The organism is Microbacterium neungamense, assembly GCF_024971095.1.
GTDB classification, from domain to species: domain Bacteria; phylum Actinomycetota; class Actinomycetes; order Actinomycetales; family Microbacteriaceae; genus Microbacterium; species Microbacterium neungamense.
The window spans coordinates 1856732-1875146 of sequence record NZ_CP069717.1; the positions used below are offsets into that span (position 1 = coordinate 1856732).

Genomic DNA, 18415 nt, shown 5'->3' on the forward strand with positions numbered 1-18415 from the left:
CATGGTGCCCTGCCGAGGTCGGTCGTGTCAAGAGCCGTTCCGCGGTCGTTTCGCTACCGTGACACGACGGACTCGCGCTCGCGCAGCTCGGGGACGAGCGCGGCGAAGGCCGGCGGCTCCTCCCCGCGGATGCACGCGAGCAGGATGCGGACCGCGCGCCGCCCCAGTTCCGGGAAGTCCTGGTGCACGGTCGTCAGGGTGGGCGCCACGTGCGCGGCCACCGGGATGTCGTCGAACCCGGCGACGCTGACCTGCTCGGGCACGCGGATGCCGGCGTCGCGGAAGCCGTGCATGAGCCCGATCGCCATCAGGTCGTTCGCGGCGAAGACGGCGGTGAAGTCGGGTCTGCGGGCCAGCTCTCCGGCGGCGAAGTAGCCGAAGTCCGCCGTCCAGTCGCCGCGGATCGGCGGGAAGGTCGGCAGGTCCGCATCCCGCAGCGCGTCCAGGTACCCGCGCATCCGGGATTCCGCCTCGATCCAGTCCTGCGGCCCCGCCAGATGCAGGATCTCGGTGTGGCCCAGCCCGATCAGGTGCTCCGTCACGATGCGGGCGCCGGCGACCTGATCGGCCGACAGGCCGACCCCGTCCGACCCGGACGCCGTCTGCAGCGTGACGAAGGGCACCGAGGAGTCCATGCCGCGCAGGACATGGAAGACGCGCACCTGCGGGGCGAGCACCACGATGCCGTCCACGTGCTCGCGAGCGAGCTGGCGGACCGCGGCGCCGATGGCCTCCGGCGTGGTGGTGGGCAGGTTGAGCGTGGAGACCGAGTACCCCTCGGCGCGCGCCGCCTCCTCGATCGCGGCGATCGAGGAGGTGGGGCCGAACTCGCCGATCGTGGCGGAGAGGATGCCGAGCGTGTTCGAGCGGCTGGTGACCAGGGCGCGGGCGGCGAGGTTCGGGCGGTAGTCGAGCACCGAGATCGCGTCCAGCACGCGCGCCTTCGTCTCGGGGCGGATGCTGGGGTGGTCGTTCAGCACGCGCGACACGGTCTGGTGCGACACCCCGGCCAGGCGCGCGACGTCGCGGATGCTGGGCGTGCGGGCGCGGTCGGCGGCGGACGTCATGGCACGCCTCCTTGCATGTGCACGGTCACATCGATGTGACACCATCATGGCACGCGCGACCGGGCGGCGCATCCGGCCGCCGCGCGGGGTCAGCCCATGATCGTCGCGCCGTGCACCGGCCCGTGCACGTGCAGCGCCTCGCGGCCCATCGCCACCAGCTCCTCCTGCACCACGCGCGCGGCCTCGGGCCCTGCGCACAGGAAGGCCACGGTGGGGCCCGAGCCGGAGACGATGCCGGTGAGCGCCCCCGCCCGGACGCCGTCGGTGAGCAGCAGGTCGAGTTCGGGGCGCTCGGCGACGGCCGCGGGCTCGAGGTCGTTCATCATCACCGGGGCCAGCTCCTGCGGATCCCCCGAGCGGAGGGCCTGCAGCACCCCCACCGGCACGTCGAGCGACAGCGGCGGATCGTCCGCGAGGGCGCCGCGCTCCTCCCGCATCCGGTCGAGCCGGCCGTACACGACCGGGGTGGACAGGCCCTGCGGGCTGGTGACCAGCACCCAGTCGAAGCGGCCGTGGGCCAGAGCGGGGGTGAGCCGGTCGCCCCGCCCGGTCCCCACCGCGGTGCCGCCGTGCAGCGCGAACGGCACGTCCGCACCGAGCCGGGAGGCCAGCTCGTGCAGCCGGGCGGAGCCGAGCTCGGTGCCCCACAGCGCGTCGCAGGCGACGAGCGCGGCCGCGGCATCCGCCGATCCGCCCCCCATGCCGCCGGCGACGGGGACGCCCTTGCGCAACTCCAGCGCCACGCCGTCCGTGACGCCCGCCGTCTGCGCCAGCAGCTTCGCGGCGCGCAGCGCGAGGTTGCGGTCGTCGGTGGGCACGCTGCCGGGCTCGGCCCCGTGGACGGTGACGGAGAAGTCGGCGGCGGGGTGCGCGTAGACGTCCTCGTACAGCGACACCGCCTGGAACACGGTGGCGAGCGCGTGGTAGCCGTCGTCGTGACGGGCGCCCACGCCGAGATAGACGTTGATCTTGCCGGGCGCGCGCACGTGCACGGCGCTGCGTCGCTGTGCCATGCTCATGCGCCGCTCACAGGTCCGAGGAGACGGCCCAGAGGTTCACGTCGATCCCGTGCGCCAGGGCGTCGATCGCCGTGAGCTCCTCGTCGGTGAGCGCCGGTCCGTCCAGCGCGGCGAGGTTCTCGTCGAGCTGCTCGGGACGGGATGCGCCGATCAGCGCCGAGGCGACGACGCCGTCGCGCAGCACCCACTGCAGCGCGAGCTGGGCGAGGGTCTGCCCGCGCTCCGCGGCGATGTCGTCGAGTCCGCGCAGCACCGCCAGCCCCTCCTCCGAGACCGGACGGTCGGGCAGGGATCCGCGCTTCTGCGCGCGCTCGGCGGTGCCGTCGGCGAGGTACTTGCCGGTGAGCAGGCCCTGCGCCAGCGGCGTGAACGCGATCGCGCCCATGCCTTCGGCGCGCAGGGTGTCGGTGAGGCCGTCCTCGATCCAGCGGTTCAGGATCGAGTACGAGGGCTGGTGGATCACCAGCGGCGTGCCGAGCTCGCGGGCCACCGCGACCGCCTCGACGGTGCGCTCGGCGCTGTACGAGGAGATGCCGACGTACAGCGCCTTGCCCTGGCGGACCAGGGTGTCCAGCGCCCCGATCGTCTCGGCGACGGGGGTGACCGGGTCCACCCGGTGCGAGTAGAAGATGTCGACGTAGTCGAGGCCCATCCGGGTGAGGGACTGGTCGGCGCTGGCGAGGATGTACTTGCGGCTGCCGAGGTCGCCATAGGGTCCCGGCCACATGTCCCAGCCGGCCTTGGACGAGATGATCAGCTCGTCGCGGTAGGGGCGCAGGTCCTCGGCGAGGATGCGGCCGAAGTTCTTCTCGGCGGAGCCGTGCGGCGGGCCGTAGTTGTTCGCGAGGTCGAAGTGGGTGATGCCGCAGTCGAAGGCGTGCCGCAGCAGCCGGCGCTGATCGTCGATCGGGATGTTGTCGCCGAAGTTCCACCACAGACCGAGGGAGATCGGCGGGAGGTACAGGCCGGAGGTGCCGACCTGGCGGTACTCGAAGCGCCCGTAGCGTTCGGGGGCGGCGGTGTAGGGCCGGTGGATGTCGGGGACGTCGGAGCGGTAGCGCGAGTCGGTCACCGTGCCAGGTTAGCCCGGGCGGGCGGATGCCGCAGATCGCCGGGTCACGGTGCGACGAGCGCGATCCGGTGATAGTCGTCGACGGTGAGGTCCTCGCCGCGCGCGGTCGGCGCGACGCCGGCCCGCTCGAGGGCCTCGGATGCCGCCGCGGAGCTGCCGAACAGCCCGGACAGCGCCTGACGCAGCATCTTCCGGCGCTGCCCGAACGCGGCATCGACGATCGCGAAGGTGCGTCGCCGTTCGTCCTCCGGGCCGCGCGGGGTCTCGTCGCGGACGAAGCCGACCAGGAGGCTGTCCACGTTCGGCACCGGCCAGAACACCTGCCGCGACACGGTCCCGGTGAGCCGCCACGGGCCGTACCAGGCGGCCTTGACGCTCGGGGCGCCGTAGATCTTCGAGCCAGGGGCGGCGGCGAGCCGCTCGGCGACCTCCGCCTGCACCATGACCACCCCGCGACGCAGCCCCGGGAAGGTCTCCAGGAAGTGCAGCAGCACCGGGACCGAGACGTTGTACGGCAGGTTCGCGACGAGCACCTCGGGGTCGCCGGGCAGATCGGTCACCTGCAGGGCATCCGCATCCACGACCGTGAGCGCGTCCTCGGGGACGCCGTGCTCGGCGGCGGTCCTGGGCAGCCGGGCGGCGAGGCGGTGGTCGATCTCGACGGCCGTGACGGAGGCGCCGGCCTCCAGGATCGCGAGCGTCAGCGAGCCGAGACCGGGGCCGATCTCGACGACCCGCTCCCCCGGTCGCACCCCGGCGGCCTGCACGATCTTGCGCACCGTGTTCGCGTCGACGACGAAGTTCTGGCCGAGCTTCTTCGTCGGGGTGACGTCGAGCTCGGCGGCGAGGCGGCGGATCTCGGTGGCGCCGAGCAGGGAGACGGTCATGTCCCCATTCTCCCCTAGGCTGGGCGGGTGCCCGGACTCGGTGAGCTGATCGCGCCGCGGACGGACTCGCCGCTGCTGGTGGCATCCGGCGCGATGATGCAGTACCTGCCGTGGCTGCTGTTCGGTCTGCACGCCGGAGCCATCGCCGATCGCGTCGACCGGCGACGCCTGATGATCCTCGCGCACGCCTCGCGGGCGCTGGTGGTGCTCGCGCTGTGCGTCTTCCTGCTCACCGGTACAGCGACGATCTGGATCGTGCTGGCCGTGTCGCTGCTGTACGGCACGGCGGAGGTGTTCGCCGACACGACCACCTCGACGGTGCTGCCGATGATCGTGCGGCCCGCCGACCTCGGCACCGGGAACGCCCGGCTGCAGGCCGGCTATCTCGTCGCGAACCAGTTCGGCGGCCCGCCGCTGGGCGCATTCCTCTTCGCCCTGGGCAGCGTGTGGCCGTTCCTGCTGCAGGTGCTCTGCGTCGCCCTGGCGGTGATCCTGGTCTCCCGGATCGCGCTGCCGGCGGTGCCGCTCGCCGCCGGTGACGGCGGGGCGCGGCGTCGCCCGGTGCACCACGACATCGCGGACGGACTGCGCTGGGTGCGGCACAACAGGCCGGTGCGGACGCTGGTGATCAGCTGGAGCGGCACGTGTCGTTCTCGACGCTGATGCGGATCTGCCTGACGCTGGAGGTGCTGATGCACCTGGCCTTCGCGCTGACGACGGCCGGGTGGGTGGCCCTCGGCATCATGTTCGGCTTCGGCGCGTACGCGTTCGTGTGGCACACGATCTCGACGACCGTCCGCCAGCGCCTCGTGCCGCATGCGCTGCAGGGCCGGGTGTCGTCGGTGACCATGGTCTGCGTGTTCGGCGGCATGGTGCTCGGTCAGGCGCTGGGCGGCGTGATCGCTCAGCTGTGGGGGCTCACCGCGCCGTGGTGGTTCGCCTTCGGCGGCGCGGCCGTGACGCTGCTGCTCGTGTGGCGCTCGCTCGGGCACATCGCCGCCGCGAAGCCGGCCGTCGACGAGGATGCCGGGGCGGCGGGCGCGTCCGGCGCTTCGGACGCCGCCGCGCCGCAGGCTCCGGACGAGCGGGTTCAGACGAACGAGCCGTAGACCGCGAGGGTGTTGGCCGCGAGCTGCGCGCACAGCTCGTCGACGTCGACCCCGAGCTCGGATGCCATGAAGCGGACGGTCACTGGCACCAGGTACGGCGCGTTCGGCCGGCCGCGCAGCGGCACCGGGGTGAGGAAGGGCGCGTCGGTCTCGACGAGGATGCGGTCGATCGGGGTGACCTGCAGGGCGTCGCGCAGGTTCTGCGCGTTCTTGAACGTGATGTTCCCCGCGAAGGACAGGTAGTGGCCGGCATCCGCGCACACCCGCGCCATCGCCTCGTCGCCGGAGAAGCAGTGGAAGACGGTGCGCTCCGGTGCGCCGACGCGGGCGAGGGTCTCGAGGACGTCGTCGTGCGCGTCGCGGTCGTGGATCTGCAGGGCGATGCCGTGCTTCTTCGCGAGCGCGATGTGCGCCTCGAACGACGCGTGCTGCGCCGTGCGAGCGGCAGATCCCGCCTCCGCCGCCTCCGGGGTGCGGAAGTAGTCCAGACCGGTCTCCCCGATCGCCCGGGTGCGCGGATGCCCGGCGAGCTCGTCGATCACGGCGAGCGCCTCCTCCAGGCGCCCGGCGGCGGCGTAGACCGGCGCGTCGTTGGGGTGGACGGCGACCGCGGCGAACACGCGCGGATCCTGCTCGGCCGCGGCGACCGCCCAGCGGGACGACTCGATGTCGCCGGAGGCCTGCACGACACCGGCGATGCCCACCGCGGAGGCCCGGTCGAGCTGCTCGCTCAGCGACAGCGGCTCATCGCCGTCGAGGATCTCGAGGTGCGCGTGGTTGTCGTACACCGGGACGGCCAGCGGCTCGGGGGCGGGCGGATAGCGGAGGTCCTTGCGTCCCTCCGCGGAGCGCGCCTGCACGTACGTGTTCGGCTCGGTCATCTCTCAGACGGTCTGCTCCACGCGGGGGAACAGGGGAGCGAGGGTCTGCACGCGGGTGCCGGCGGGGAGGAGACCCCACGCGCCGGCCTCGCGGATCGGCTGCTCCTGGAGTCCGCCGAGCGCGGCGTCCGCACCCAGCGCGGTCCACAGCTTCCCGGTGGCCTGCGGCATCACCGGGGAGAGCAGCACGGCGAGGGCGCGCAGCCCCTCGGCGCAGGTGTAGAGCACCGTGCCCAGGCGCGCCCGCTGCGCGTCGTCGCGGGCCAGCGCCCACGGCTCGTTGTCGGTGATGTAGCCGTTCAGCTCGTCCACGATCGTCCAGATGGAGGAGATCGCCTCGTCGATGCGGAAGTTCTCCACCGCGGCATCCGCCTTCGCCGCGGCATCCGCCACCACCTGCTGGATCGCGAGGTCCTGCTCGGCGTAGGCGGCGGGCTCGGGGACGACGCCGTCGAAGTACTTCTCGATCATCGCGATCGTGCGCGAGGCGAGGTTGCCGAACCCGTTCGCGAGCTCGGCCTGGTAGCGGGCGGACAGGTCCTCCCACGAGAACGAGCCGTCCTGGCCGAAGGCGATCGCGGAGAGGAAGTAGAACCGGTAGGCGTCCGAGCCGAACACGTCGGTGATCTCGGTCGGGGCGATGCCGGTGAGCTTCGACTTCGACATCTTCTCGCCGCCGACGAGCAGCCAGCCGTGGGCGAAGACGCCCTTGGGCACGTCGAGGCCGGCCGCCATGAGCATGGCGGGCCAGATCACGGCGTGGAAGCGGAGGATGTCCTTGCCGACGACGTGGTAGCCCGGCCAGCGGCGGTCGAACAGCTCCTGGTCGGCGCCGTACCCGATGGCGGTGGCGTAGTTCAGCAGGGCGTCCACCCACACGTAGATCACGTGCGACTCGTCCCAGGGCAGCGGGATGCCCCAGTCGAAGGTGGAGCGGGAGATGGAGAGGTCCTTGAGGCCCTGGCTGACGAACGAGACGACCTCGTTGCGCGCGGAGTCGGGGCGGACGAAGTCGGGCTCGCTGCGGTACAGCTCGAGCAGGCGGTCCTGGAACTCGCTCAGTTTGAAGAAGTAGTTCTTCTCCTGCAGCAGCTCCAGCGGCTTGGAGTGGATCGCGCAGACCTTGAGGCCCTCGAACGGGCCGGTGCCGTCGACGATCTCGGACTCGGGCTTGAACTCCTCGCAGCCCACGCAGTACAGCGCCTCGTACTCGCCGGCGTAGATGTAGCCGGCGTCGTACAGCTTCTGGAAGAAGACCTGCACGTTCTTCTCGTGCCGCTCCTGCGTGGTGCGGATGAAGTCGTCGTTGGCGACGTCGAGGGTGGTCAGCAGCGGGAACCAGCTCTCGCCGACGAGCTTGTCGACCCACTCCTGCGGGGTGACGTTGTTCGCAGCGGCGGCGCGCAGCATCTTCTGCCCGTGCTCGTCGGTGCCGGTGAGCATCCAGGTGTCGTCGCCGGCCTGGCGGTGCCAGCGGGCGAGGGTGTCGACCGCCACCGTCGTGTACCCGTGGCCGATGTGGGGCACATCGGACGGGTAGTAGATGGGCGTGGTGATGTAGAACGAGTCGCCAGCGGGCATGGCTTCGATTCTAGGCGGGAAGCGGGTGGCGTCCGGGATCCGTGACTTCGGGGACACCGGCTCCGGCAACACCGGCTCCGGGGTCGCGGCGTGCGCCTCGCGCGGGAATGTGCGCTTCGCGCGGACGGATTCCCGGAATCGGGCCGCGGGAAGCGCACATCTCCGCGGGAACGCCCGGAGAAGGACGCCGCCGCGATGGCGTCGACCCCGGTCACGGGGTCCGCGCGGCGAGGGCCGCCTGGTACAGGTCGCGGGAGGAGAGGCCGGTGGCGGCGGCGACTTCGGCGGCGGCGTCCTTGAGGCGGATGCCGGATGCGACCAGGGCCTGCACCTGGGCGAGCGCGTCCTCGGCGGAGACGGTGCGCGTCGGCGCTCCCTCCACGACCAGCACGATCTCGCCCTTCACCCCGTCGCCCGCCCAGGCAGCGAGCTGGGCGGCGGTGCCGCGGCGCACCTCCTCATAGAGCTTGGTCAGCTCGCGGCACACCGCGATCCGGCGGTCGGGGCCGAAGGCCTCCCCCATGTCGGTGAGTGCGGCGGACAGGCGGGCCGGGGACTCGAAGAACACCATCGTCCGCGGCTCGGCGGCCAGCATCCGCAGCGCCTGCCGCCGCTCCCCCGGCTTGCGCGGGAGGAATCCCTCGAAGCTGAACCGGTCGGTCGGCAGGCCCGACACGGCGAGCGCCGTGATGACCGCACTCGGTCCGGGAAGGGCGGTGACCGTCACACCCCGCTCCACAGCCGCTGCGACGAGACCGTACCCGGGGTCGCTGACCGTGGGCATCCCGGCGTCGCTGAGCACCACGAGGTCCTGCTCGGCGGCGAGCTCGGCCAGCTCGGCCGCCTTCTGCTTCTCGTTGTGGTCGTGCAGAGCGATCAGCCGCGGGCGGTTCGCGATGCTGAGCGCCTGCAGCAGCCGCTGCGTGGTGCGGGTGTCCTCGGCGGCGACGACCTCCGCGTTCTCGAGCACCTCGACCAGACGGCGCGAGGCGTCGCCGAGGTTGCCGATCGGGGTCGCGGCGAGGATGATCACCCGCCCAGCTTAGGCCGCGCGCCGGGGCGGGCCCGGGCGATTGCCTAGGCTTAGCGGGTGACCTCGCCCGCCCCGCTGCTGCCGTCCCTCGCGGCGGGCACGACCGTGTTCGAGCGGGTGCGCGCACGCGTCCTCGCCGACCCGGTGCGCGATCGGATGCTGTCCTGGCTGGCGCCGGCGCTGCTCGTCATGCTGTCGGGCGCGCTGCGGCTGTGGAACCTGGGTCATCCGCACGAGATCATGTTCGACGAGACGTACTACGTCAAGGATGCGTGGGCCGTGTGGAGCCTCGGCTACGAGGGCACCTGGCAGGACGGCGCGAACGAGGCGTTCGCCCGCGGCGACGACTCCGGGTTGCAGACCACCGGCAGCTTCGTGGTGCATCCGCCGCTCGGCAAGTGGATCATCGCGCTCGGGATGGCGCTGGGCGGCCCGTCGTCGAGCTTCGGCTGGCGGGTGACCACCGCGGTCCTCGGCACCCTGACGGTGCTCCTCGCCTATCTCGTCGCGCGCGAACTGACCCGCTCCCGTGTCGCGGCGTCGCTCGCCGGCTTCCTGCTCGCCATCGACGGCCTCGGCATCGTGATGAGCCGGATCGCCCTGCTGGACGGCGCGCTCACGTTCCTCCTGGTGCTCGGGCTGCTCTTCCTCCTGTACGACCGGCGGCGGACGCTGCCGCGTCTCGCGACGGAACGCGGCTCGCCGCAGCGTCTGACCGGCCCGGTCCTGTGGGCGCGGCCCTGGCTGGTCGCGGCCGGTGTCGCGCTCGGCGCGGCATCCGCGGTGAAGTGGTCGGGCCTGTACGCGCTCGCCGTGTGGGGTCTGTACACGGTGGTGACGGATGCCCTCGCGCGTCGCCGCGCGGGCGTCGTGCTGTGGCCGACGGATGCCGTGTTCCGGCAGGGCCCGCTGTCGTTCGTGCTGCTCGTCGTCCCGGCGGCCGCGACCTATCTGCTGAGCTGGACCGGCTGGCTGGTGACCACCGGCGGGTACGACCGCGGCAGCGACCCGAACCCTCTCGTCTCCCTGTGGAAGTATCACGAGGCGGTCTACGCGTTCCACGTCAGCCTCTCCAGCGGGCATCCGTACGCGAGCCCGGCCTGGCAGTGGCCGCTGCTGCTGCGCCCCACCGCGATCTGGGTGGGGGACGAGCAGGGCGGATGCGGCGCGAACCACTGCATCGCGGTGATCTCCTCGGTGCCGAACCCGCTCCTCTGGTACGCCGGCGTCGCAGCCGCGCTGTACCTGCTGTACCGGTGCGCACGCGGCCTGATCGAGCGGACCGCGGTGCCGGCGGCGGTCACGGTGCCGCTGGTCGGCCTCGCCGCGACGTATCTGCCGTGGCTGCTCTACCCGGCGCGGACGATCTTCCAGTTCTACACGGTCGCGATGCTGCCGTTCCTGCTGCTCGCGCTGGCGGTGGCGCTGCGCGACCTGGCCGGCTCGCCGGCCGCCCCGCTCCCCCGCCGGCAGGCCGGTCAGCGGACTGTCGCGGTCTTCCTCGTCCTCGCCGCCGCGGTGTCGGCGTTCTTCTACCCGGTGTGGACCGGCATGAGCGTGCCGTACCCGTTCTGGCTCATCCACAACTGGCTGCCGGGCTGGATCTGAGCACCTGGCGCCCCGCCGGACGCCAGCGCCGCTCCCGGTCCCACCATGCGGGCCCGCGGATCTCGGGCACGCCGTGCCGCATCCGGATCTGCCATTCGGACAGATGCAGCGTGCGATGGTGGTGCCAGCACAGCGCCACGCCGTTGTCGGTGTGGGTGGGACCGCCGCGGGCGGCGTCGCGGACATGATGGATCTCGCACCAGGTCGCCGGGACCGTGCATCCGGGGATGATGCACCCGCCGTCGCGGGTGAGGATCGCGCGCCGCTGCAGGGCGTTGAAGATGCGGGCCGAGGTGCCGATGCTGACGATCCGGCCGCGCTCGTCGAAGAGCACCCGCTGCACGCCGCCGGCGCACGCGGTCTGAGCGGCCACCCGCACCGGCACCAGCACGTCGGTGCCGTCGACGTGCGCCCAGCCCTCCCCGGTCGCGTAGGCGGATGCCGAGACCGTGACCACCAGCGTCGGCGGCGCCCCGCCCACATCGGGCATCTCCCCGGAGCGGGCGGCGGTCATCAGGATCGCGGCGAACGCGTCGTGCTGCTTCTGCGGGCGGGTGCGGTCGTCGACCGGCATCCACGCCTCGTCGTGCTGGGAGTCGATGAAGTGCACGCCGTCCGGCACCGGGACCTCGCCGACGCGCGGGCTGAGCAGGCTGTCGAGGAGCCGGTTCAACTGGGCCGCGACCTCGGGCAGCAGCTCGCCTCGGAGCGACACCCGCCCGTCACGCTCGCGCCCGAGCCGAAGGCTCCGTCCACGCGAGGCGAGCTCGTCCTTCGGCTCGGCGCCGTCCGGGTCGAGGTAGGCCGCCAGCACTCGCGCGAACTGGCCGAGTTCATCGGGAGTCGGCGCCGGAGCCGGATGCCCGGCGGCGGCCGCACCGGCCGCGTCGGCCATGCCGGCATCCTCGACGTCCTCGCCGCCCCCGTCACCGGCCCCACCCGCGATCCCCCGCGCGAAGGCGGCGAGCTGCCGGTCGGCCTCCACCCGCGCCTCGTCGAGGATCCGCTTGCGGCTGCGCTCGAGCGGGTCCGTGGCGGCGAGGAACCCGGCGAGGCCGATGACGCCGTCGTTGAGCGCGCGACGCAGAGCGTCGTAGCGGGCCGGCAGGAACTCGCCGTCGGTGATCCCGCGCACCCGCGCGGTCAGGCCCGCGGCGGCCACCAGCCGATGCGCCCCGGCCCGGTCGGTGTGCAGCACCATCCGCAGCAGATCGGCGGGGCGATCGCATCCGTACGCACTCGTCATCCGCTCGCCGCGCAGCCCCTCCGAGCGCTCCCGCACCTGCACCGTCGCCTCGACCTGCACCGCCTCGATGCGCCGCTGCAGGCGACCGGTGACCTCGAGCAGGCCCATCACCTCGGCATCCGGCATCCCGGCGACGACCTCCGCCGCGAACGCGCCCGCGAGCACGGAGGCGATCTCGGCCTCCAGCCGCTCGAGCTGTTCGACGACGCTGTTCATACCCTCCATTCCACTGAGGGCCACCGACATTCGAACGCAGTTTCGAGGCGAAGTCTCAACCTCAGGTTGAGGCGAATTCCCTCCGTCAGTGCGCCGCCGCCTCCGGCGACGCGTGCCCCTCCTGGAAGTCCGGGCGCTTGCCGAACAGCCGCGCGATGCCCAGCACCACGCCGACGATCAGCAGCCCCGCCATGAATCCGACGACCGCGGAGATCGCGGTGTCGACGATCCACACCACCACCGGCCCCGCCGCCTCGATCGCGTGCTCCACGCCGTGCAGCAGGTCCTCGAGCAGGTGGAACCCGACCTCGCCGAGGTTGACGATCACGAGGTGCCCGCCCACCCAGAGCATGGCGACGGTGCCGATCACGCTGATCACCCGGAAGACCGCGGGCATCGACCGCACGATGGCCGCGCCGGTGCGGCGGACGCGCGCTGCGGGGCTCTGCTCCATCCGCAGGCCGATGTCGTCGATCTTCACCAGCAGAGCGACGGCGCCGTACACGAGCACGGTCATCAGCAGGGCGATCACGGCCAGCACGGCGAGCGTCTGCCACAGCCCCATCTCGGGGTCGAGGCTGGCGAGGGAGATGAGCATGATCTCGGTGGACAGGATGAGGTCGGTGCGGATCGCGCCGAACACCAGCCGCTTCTCGTCGCGTGCGCCCTCCTCAACGTGGCCGTGCCCGAACCCGAACCACTCCAGCACCTTCTCCGCGCCCTCGAAGCACAGGTACGAGCCGCCGATGATGAGCAGGTAGGGCAGCACCCACGGCGCGAACGCGGTGAGCAGCATCGCCACCGGGATGATGATGAGGAACTTGTTCGCGATCGACCCCAGCGCGATCTTCGCCACCACCGGCAGCTCGCGCGCGGGCGTGATGCCCTGCACGTACTGCGGGGTCACGGCGGCGTCGTCGATGACGACCCCGGCGGACTTGGAGGACGCCTTGATCGCGGCGGTGAGGATGTCGTCGACGACGGCGAGCAGACCGACGGACATGTGGTGCCTCCTGGATGCTGTGGGGAACTCCCACGCTACTAGGCGACGGACGCCCGGCCGGGCACCGCCGGCTCAGCCGGCGTGCGCACTCCAGGATCGGCAGCTGCGGCGACTCGGTCAGCAGCCGGATCAGCTCCGCATCGAGCCGATCGATCCGCACGGCTACTCCTTCACAACCCCGGGTCGGGACACCGTCCGGGTCAGCCGCGCCGCGACCACGAGCAGCACGGTCAGGCCCAGCGTGAGCAGCAGCTGCGTGCGCGCGGCCGGGTCGAACATCGCGAGCACGATCACCACCCCCAGCAGCACGAGGCACAGCCCGGAGAGCCAGGGGAAGCCCCACATCCGCATCGGCATGGGCTCGCCGGCGCGGTCGGCGCGGCCGCGCAGGATGATCTGCGAGACCGCGGTGGCGGTCCAGATGACCAGCAGCGTCGACCCGACGACGTTGAGCAGCGCGGGCAGCACCACGTCCGGGAAGGCCCAGTTCAGGCCCACGGTGACGAAGCCGAAGGCGACGGATGCCAGTACGGCGACGTACGGGACGCCCTTGTCGCTGGTGCGGGTGACCGCGAGAGGCGCGAGCCCGCGCTCGCCGAGCGAGAAGAACATGCGGGAGGCGCCGTAGATGTTGGCGTTCATCGCCGACAGCAGGGCGATCACGACGATGAGCGACATCACCAGGTCGACCCCGGGCACGCGCAGCGTCGCCAGCACGGCGGAGAAGGGCCCCTCGAGCACGGCCGGGGAGTTCCACGGCAGCACCGCGACGATCACGAAGATCGAGCCGAGGTAGAACACCAGGATCCGGACGACGACCTCGCGCACGATGCGGCGGATGTTGCGGGACGGATCGTCGGACTCGGCGGCGGCGATGGCGACGACCTCGGTGCCGCCGAAGGCGAAGATCACCATGAGCAGGGCGCCGGCGACGCCGACGAGACCGTTCGGTGCGAACCCGCCGTGGGCGAAGAGGTTGCCGATGCCGGTGGCCGGCACGCCGGGGACGAACCCGAGGATGGCGCACACGCCGACGACGAGGAACGCGATGATCGCGAAGACCTTGATCGCGGCGAACCAGAACTCGAACATGCCGTAGTTGCGCACGCCGAACAGGTTCACCGTCATCAGCGTCACGACGAAGACGAGCACCCACAGCCAGGCCGGGATGCCGGGCACCCAGCCGGCGACGATGCCGGCGGCCCCGGTGGCCTCGGCCGCGATGACGACGACGAGCTGGATCCAGTACAGCCAGCCGACCGCGCTGCCGGCGCTGCGGCCCATCGCCTTCTGGGCGTAGGAGCTGAACGCGCCGGAGCTCGGCCGCGCGGCGACCATCTCGGCGAGCATGGCCATCACCAGGATGACGATCGCTCCGGCGACGAGGTAGGACACCAGGACGGCGGGCCCGGCGATGCCGATCGCCTGCCCGGATCCGACGAACAGTCCGGCGCCGATCGCCCCGCCGAGGCCCATCATCGAGATCTGCCGGCGGGTGAGACCGGGATGCAGCCCCTTGGTCGTGGTGGTGGTGACGGGAACAGCGCTCATGCGCGGACCTCCTTGTCCTGTGCGTCGGAAGCGTCGGGAAGCATCGGGAGGAGGACACCGGATCGGCCCGGGACTCCGGTGCGCAAGACTAGGACGGCGGCGGCCGGATGGGCAAACGGCCCAGCGATCACTGCGCATGGCGCGCAATGGCGTCGCGGCTCCGGGCGCATCACTGGACGATCTGCACAGTCCCGCCCCCGCAGGGCCGCCCCTCGCGGACCGGCCCGGACGCCGGGCTCAGCGCTCCCGAGGGATCGCCCCCGGGTCGTTCACCGGCAGCCGGCACACGAACGCGCGGCAGTCGTAGGCCACGCCGTCCGCGGCGTCCTTGCCCTCGAAGAGCGCGAACCCGGCATCCGCGAACGCGCGGGCCTGCGCGGGCGAGACCACCGCGACCACGTCCGCGTCGGCGTCCCGCGCCGCGGCTGCGAGGGGCCCGCCGGGATCGGAGTCGACCACGACCAGCTGCCGCGGCGGCTCGGCGAGACCGGCCGTGACGCGCAGCAGCGCCCCGTACGCGAACGGCTGCGCGAGCGCCCGGCCGGCCGTGCGCGTCACCAGCTCCTCGGCCCGCTCGCGGTGCCGCTCGCCGGCTCCCAGCCGCCAGGCGGTCAGCGACGCGGCTGCCAGGGCCGCCGTCCCCGAGGGGAGGTCGCCGTCGCTGTCATCGGACGAGCCCGGGATGCCGTGCGCGGCCAGCACCGGATCCGCCGCCGGCTCCACCTCCAGCAGCTCCCGCGCCGTCACCGCCCAGGTCGCGTCCCCGGTCGCGAGAGCCAGGGCGAACAGCCCCTCCGCGAGCAGGCCGATGTCGGCGGCGGTCGCGACGGCATCCGAGGCCGCACCGTCGACGGATGCCCGCACCAGACGCCCGTCGGGCGCGCGGTTCACCGCCAGCACGTGCCGGGCCGCGTCGGCCGCGGCGCGCTCCCATTCCGGCTCTCCGAGCACGCTCCTGGCGCGGGCGAGGGCGCCGATCGCGAGGCCGTTCCATCCCGTGATCACCTTGGCGTCCACGGCGGGCGGCTCCAGCCCGGCGCGCTCCGCGGCGGAGCGGCGGTAGTAGCCGCCCTCGTCACGCCGGCCGTCGATCCACGATTCGGAGTCCTGCGCAGCGCCGAAGGCTCCCGAGGGGCGGCGCAGCACGCCGAGCAGGAACCCGGCGATCCCGCGGGCGACCTCCTCCTCCCCCGCGTCGAGCGCCACCTCGAGCAGCTGCGCGTTGTCGGTCAGCATCCGCTCGTAGTGCGGCACGCTCCAGTCCCGCTGCGTGGCGTACCGGAAGAACCCGCCCTCCACGGCATCCCGCAGCTCCGAGCGGGCCATCGCGGCGAGCGCGCGGTCGACGACGTCCGGCTCGAAGCGCTGCAGGAACCGGAGCGTGGTGGCCATCGGGAACTTCGGCGCCCCGCCGAAGCCGCCGTGCACGCGGTCCTCGCGCTGGGCGGCGAGGCGGGCGGCGGCGCGCAGCGCGGGAAGATCGGGCAGGTCCGACGGGGCGGCTTCTGCGGATGCCGCGGCGAGCGCGTCCGCGACGGCATCCGCCGACTCGTGCACCCGCCCGCGCCGCTCGGTCCACGCCTCGCGCACGGCGGCGAGCACGTCGCGGAAGCCCGGCATGCCGCCGCGCGCGACCGGCGGCCAGTAGGTCCCGGCGTAGAACGCCCGTCCCTCCGGGGTGGTGAAGACCGTGAGCGGCCAGCCCAGGTTCTGCGTGAACGCGGACGCGGCGGCCATGTACGCCGCGTCGACGTCCGGGTGCTCCTCGCGGTCGACCTTCACGGCGACGAACCCGTCGTTGATGTCCGCGGCGGTGGCGTCGTCGTCGAAAGACTCCCGCACCATCACGTGGCACCAGTGGCAGGTGGAGTAGCCGATCGAGATCAGCAGCGGCACGTCCCGGCGACGCGCCTCGGCGAAGGCGTCCGCGCCCCACGGCCACCAGTCGACCGGGTTCCCCGCGTGCGCGCGGAGGTACGGGCTGAGGGCGTCGGCGAGGCGGTTCATCCCTCCACGCTACGCCGAGCCCTCAGCCCGGGGGCCGTCAGTTCAGGTCGTTCGGGTGGCTGCCGACGCGGCCGGTGCCGTCGAGCGGGTCGAGGGCGTCGATCCGCTCCATCTGCACCGGGGTGAGCTCGAAGTCGAACACGTCGAGGTTCTCGCGCATGCGCTCGGGGCGCGAGGACTTCGGGAAGACGATGAAGCCCTTCTGCAGGTGCCAGCGCAGCACCACCTGGGCCGGGGTCTTGCCGGTCTCCGCGGCCGCCTCGGCGATCGCGGGCGTGCCGAACAGGTCGTACTTGCCCTGGCCGAGCGGGCCCCACGACTCGATGCGCACGCTGTTGCGGTCGGCCCACTCGGTGATGTCGCGCTGCTGGTACGCCGGGTGCAGCTCGATCTGGTTCACCGCGGGCACCACGCCCGTCTCTGCCACAATGCGCTCGAGGTGCGGGACGAGGAAGTTGGACACGCCGATCGAGCGGGCGAGGCCCCGCTCGCGGATGCCGATGAGCTTCTCCCAGGCGTGCACGTAGTTGTCGCGGGCGGGGGTCGGCCAGTGCACCAGGTACAGGTCGACCTGCTCGAGCCCGAGGCGCTCCAGGCTCTCGGCGATCGCGGCATCGGGCTCGTCGCCGTCGTGCCGGTCGTTCCACAGCTTGGTGGTGATGAACAGCTCCTCGCGCGGGATGCCGCTCTTGGCGATCGCGGCGCCCACGCCCTCCTCGTTGCCGTAGATGGCCGCGGTGTCGATGTGCCGGTAACCGGCCTCGAGCGCCTCGCTGACCGCGCGTTCGGCCTCGTCGGCGGGCACGAGGAACACGCCGTAGCCGAGCTGGGGGATGCTGTTGCCGTCGTTGAGTTCGAGGGTGGGGATCGTCATGCCCCCTCAGCCTAGAGCCTGTGATGACAGGCTGTCACCGCCGGAGAGCCCGGGCGCCGAGATCGCGGGTTCATCGCGTGGGGACGGATGCCGCGGCTCGCGCGACCGCGGCGGTGAGGCGCTCCAGCGGACCGCGGCCGGAGAGGATCGACCACAGGGTCGCGCCGAGCAGCAGCACCAGCGCGCTGACCAGCCAGATGCCGTTGTCGCGGAGGAACCCGCCCGGCCCCGCCATCAGCACGTAGGAGATCACGTGCAGGGTGTATGCGCTCAGCGGCATGGATCCCAGCGCCGCGAACGGCAGCAGCAGCAGCCGGAGCGGCTGCGCCGCCCGCAGGCACAGCCCGATCACGGCGGCGGCGATGCCCGCCGCGGCGAGGATGTCGGCGGTGCCGCCGCTGTGCGGGTCGACGGAGAGGAGCGCGGCGAGCGCGACCCGGCCCGGGTCCGCCGCCTGGACGGCGTCGAGCCAACCCTCCCAGCCGGAGGCCCGGAACGCAGCGTCGACCGGCGGCCGCGCGTCGTCCTCGGCCACCCCGAGCATCCGGCCGATCGCGCCCAGCCCGTGCCCGGCCAGCGCGAAGAGGACGCCGCCCGCCAGCATCCACCACGCCGTGGCGGCGCGGTCCATCCCCAGCCGGCCCAGCGCCATCCCGGCCAGGGCGTACGCCAGCCACACCGTGAGCGGGTACGACCCGTACAGCACGAACCCGGCCGCCTGCCCGGACGGGCCCAGCGCGAGCACCCCGATCAGGGCCGTGACGACGGGACCGGCGAGGGCGAGCACCGCGGCCGCGGCGAACAGCGACCCGGTCCGCCATCGCAGCACCGAGATGAGGGCGACGTACAGCACCCCGTACAGGGTGAGGATCACCGCGATCGGGGTGTTCAGCAGCTCCAGCAGCAGGCCGATCGTGAAGATGGTGGCGCCGCGGCCCACGAGTCCGAGCCGCAGCGACGGCAGCCGCTCGGGTGCGGGCCCGGCCGGTCCGCCGGTCATCAGCGCGACGGACACGCCGGCCAGCACTGCGAAGAGCACGGACGGATGCCCGTGCACCACGCTTCCCCAGCTGTCCGGGTCGTCCGGCCGGAAGGCATCCGGCACGTCCCCCAGGTGCGCGCCGATCATGCCGAGGATGGCGACCGCGCGGGCCACGTCGAGTCCCATGATCCGCGGCGGCCGGCCGAAGGTGCGCAACCAGGAGGCCGCCGCGTCGGCACGGCCCGGCTCCCCGGTGCTCGTCATGAGGCAATCCTAGGA

At 72.6% G+C, this 18415-nt stretch carries 14 protein-coding genes and 1 pseudogene; 2 read left to right on the top strand and 13 right to left on the bottom strand.

Annotation, left to right across the window (positions count from 1 at the left end; genetic code table 11):
• Window positions 1-53: 53 nt before the first annotated feature.
• The 4 genes from JSY13_RS09000 to rsmA form a co-directional block, all read right to left on the bottom strand.
• Entirely contained in the window at window positions 54-1067 is a 1014-nt protein-coding gene (locus JSY13_RS09000; RefSeq protein WP_259606366.1) for a LacI family DNA-binding transcriptional regulator, read from the bottom strand.
• 89 nt (window positions 1068-1156) lie between these two features.
• Window positions 1157-2086 (bottom strand): 4-(cytidine 5'-diphospho)-2-C-methyl-D-erythritol kinase, encoded by a 930-nt coding sequence (locus JSY13_RS09005; RefSeq protein ID WP_259606367.1) that lies wholly within the window; start codon window positions 2084-2086, stop codon window positions 1157-1159.
• A 7-nt stretch (window positions 2087-2093) separates the two neighbouring features.
• Window positions 2094-3158, bottom strand: coding sequence for an L-glyceraldehyde 3-phosphate reductase (mgrA, locus tag JSY13_RS09010; RefSeq protein WP_259606368.1), 1065 nt, complete (start codon window positions 3156-3158; stop codon window positions 2094-2096).
• Window positions 3159-3202: 44 nt separating this feature from the next.
• Window positions 3203-4045 carry a 16S rRNA (adenine(1518)-N(6)/adenine(1519)-N(6))-dimethyltransferase RsmA gene (gene rsmA / locus JSY13_RS09015; RefSeq protein WP_259606369.1) on the bottom strand — a complete coding sequence of 281 codons (843 nt, stop codon included), beginning with the start codon at window positions 4043-4045 and terminating at the stop codon, window positions 3203-3205.
• A 45-nt stretch (window positions 4046-4090) separates the two neighbouring features.
• Between rsmA and JSY13_RS09020 the strand changes: the two are divergent.
• A pseudogene (locus JSY13_RS09020) lies at window positions 4091-5154 on the top strand (MFS transporter); the annotation flags it as partial.
• Here JSY13_RS09020 and JSY13_RS09025 read toward each other — a convergent pair.
• From JSY13_RS09025 to rsmI, 3 genes are all read right to left on the bottom strand, one after another.
• Window positions 5136-6035: a TatD family hydrolase gene (locus tag JSY13_RS09025; protein WP_259606370.1), complete on the bottom strand. Its 900-nt coding sequence runs from the start codon at window positions 6033-6035 to the stop codon at window positions 5136-5138. The pseudogene JSY13_RS09020 and the gene JSY13_RS09025 sit on opposite strands and share 19 nt — an antisense overlap.
• 3 nt (window positions 6036-6038) lie before the next feature.
• On the bottom strand, window positions 6039-7616 hold the full coding sequence (gene metG / locus JSY13_RS09030; protein ID WP_259606371.1) for a methionine--tRNA ligase: 1578 nt from the start codon (window positions 7614-7616) through the stop codon (window positions 6039-6041).
• Between the two features lie 211 nt (window positions 7617-7827).
• The gene (gene rsmI, locus JSY13_RS09035; RefSeq protein WP_259606372.1) at window positions 7828-8649 is read right to left on the bottom strand and encodes a 16S rRNA (cytidine(1402)-2'-O)-methyltransferase; all 822 of its coding nucleotides are present in this window, start codon (window positions 8647-8649) and stop codon (window positions 7828-7830) included.
• Window positions 8650-8706: 57 nt separating this feature from the next.
• Here rsmI and JSY13_RS09040 point away from each other — a divergent pair, with 57 nt between their 5' ends.
• Window positions 8707-10257: a dolichyl-phosphate-mannose--protein mannosyltransferase gene (locus JSY13_RS09040; protein WP_259606373.1), complete on the top strand. Its 1551-nt coding sequence runs from the start codon at window positions 8707-8709 to the stop codon at window positions 10255-10257.
• Here JSY13_RS09040 and JSY13_RS09045 read toward each other — a convergent pair.
• From JSY13_RS09045 to JSY13_RS09070, 6 genes are all read right to left on the bottom strand, one after another.
• Window positions 10226-11719 (bottom strand): HNH endonuclease signature motif containing protein, encoded by a 1494-nt coding sequence (locus JSY13_RS09045; protein ID WP_259606374.1) that lies wholly within the window; start codon window positions 11717-11719, stop codon window positions 10226-10228. The two genes, JSY13_RS09040 and JSY13_RS09045, sit on opposite strands and share 32 nt — an antisense overlap.
• An 85-nt stretch (window positions 11720-11804) precedes the next feature.
• The gene (locus JSY13_RS09050) at window positions 11805-12722 is read right to left on the bottom strand and encodes a DUF808 domain-containing protein (RefSeq protein ID WP_259606375.1); all 918 of its coding nucleotides are present in this window, start codon (window positions 12720-12722) and stop codon (window positions 11805-11807) included.
• A gap of 162 nt (window positions 12723-12884) precedes the next feature.
• A complete protein-coding gene (locus JSY13_RS09055; protein WP_259606376.1) occupies window positions 12885-14273 on the bottom strand; it encodes an amino acid permease in 1389 nt (462 codons plus the stop codon).
• Window positions 14274-14510: 237 nt separating this feature from the next.
• Window positions 14511-16280: a thioredoxin domain-containing protein gene (locus JSY13_RS09060; RefSeq protein ID WP_259606377.1), complete on the bottom strand. Its 1770-nt coding sequence runs from the start codon at window positions 16278-16280 to the stop codon at window positions 14511-14513.
• 37 nt (window positions 16281-16317) lie between these two features.
• Window positions 16318-17154, bottom strand: coding sequence for an aldo/keto reductase (locus tag JSY13_RS09065; RefSeq protein ID WP_259606378.1), 837 nt, complete (start codon window positions 17152-17154; stop codon window positions 16318-16320).
• A 70-nt stretch (window positions 17155-17224) separates the two neighbouring features.
• Window positions 17225-18400: a DUF1624 domain-containing protein gene (locus tag JSY13_RS09070; RefSeq protein WP_259606379.1), complete on the bottom strand. Its 1176-nt coding sequence runs from the start codon at window positions 18398-18400 to the stop codon at window positions 17225-17227.
• Between the last annotated feature and the right edge of the window lie 15 nt (window positions 18401-18415).

Excerpts from the sequence above, each read along its gene's own strand:
- JSY13_RS09000 (WP_259606366.1), bottom strand. The coding sequence starts at position 1,067 with ATGACGTCCGCCGCCGACCGCGCCCGCACGCCCAGCATCCGCGACGTC.
- JSY13_RS09005 (WP_259606367.1), bottom strand. The coding sequence starts at position 2,086 with ATGAGCATGGCACAGCGACGCAGCGCCGTGCACGTGCGCGCGCCCGGC.
- rsmA (WP_259606369.1), bottom strand. The coding sequence starts at position 4,045 with ATGACCGTCTCCCTGCTCGGCGCCACCGAGATCCGCCGCCTCGCCGCC.
- JSY13_RS09025 (WP_259606370.1), bottom strand. The coding sequence starts at position 6,035 with ATGACCGAGCCGAACACGTACGTGCAGGCGCGCTCCGCGGAGGGACGC.
- metG (WP_259606371.1), bottom strand. The coding sequence starts at position 7,616 with ATGCCCGCTGGCGACTCGTTCTACATCACCACGCCCATCTACTACCCG.
- JSY13_RS09045 (WP_259606374.1), bottom strand. The coding sequence starts at position 11,719 with ATGAACAGCGTCGTCGAACAGCTCGAGCGGCTGGAGGCCGAGATCGCC.
- JSY13_RS09050 (WP_259606375.1), bottom strand. The coding sequence starts at position 12,722 with ATGTCCGTCGGTCTGCTCGCCGTCGTCGACGACATCCTCACCGCCGCG.
- JSY13_RS09055 (WP_259606376.1), bottom strand. The coding sequence starts at position 14,273 with ATGAGCGCTGTTCCCGTCACCACCACCACGACCAAGGGGCTGCATCCC.
- JSY13_RS09060 (WP_259606377.1), bottom strand. The coding sequence starts at position 16,280 with ATGAACCGCCTCGCCGACGCCCTCAGCCCGTACCTCCGCGCGCACGCG.
- JSY13_RS09065 (WP_259606378.1), bottom strand. The coding sequence starts at position 17,154 with ATGACGATCCCCACCCTCGAACTCAACGACGGCAACAGCATCCCCCAG.
- JSY13_RS09070 (WP_259606379.1), bottom strand. The coding sequence starts at position 18,400 with ATGACGAGCACCGGGGAGCCGGGCCGTGCCGACGCGGCGGCCTCCTGG.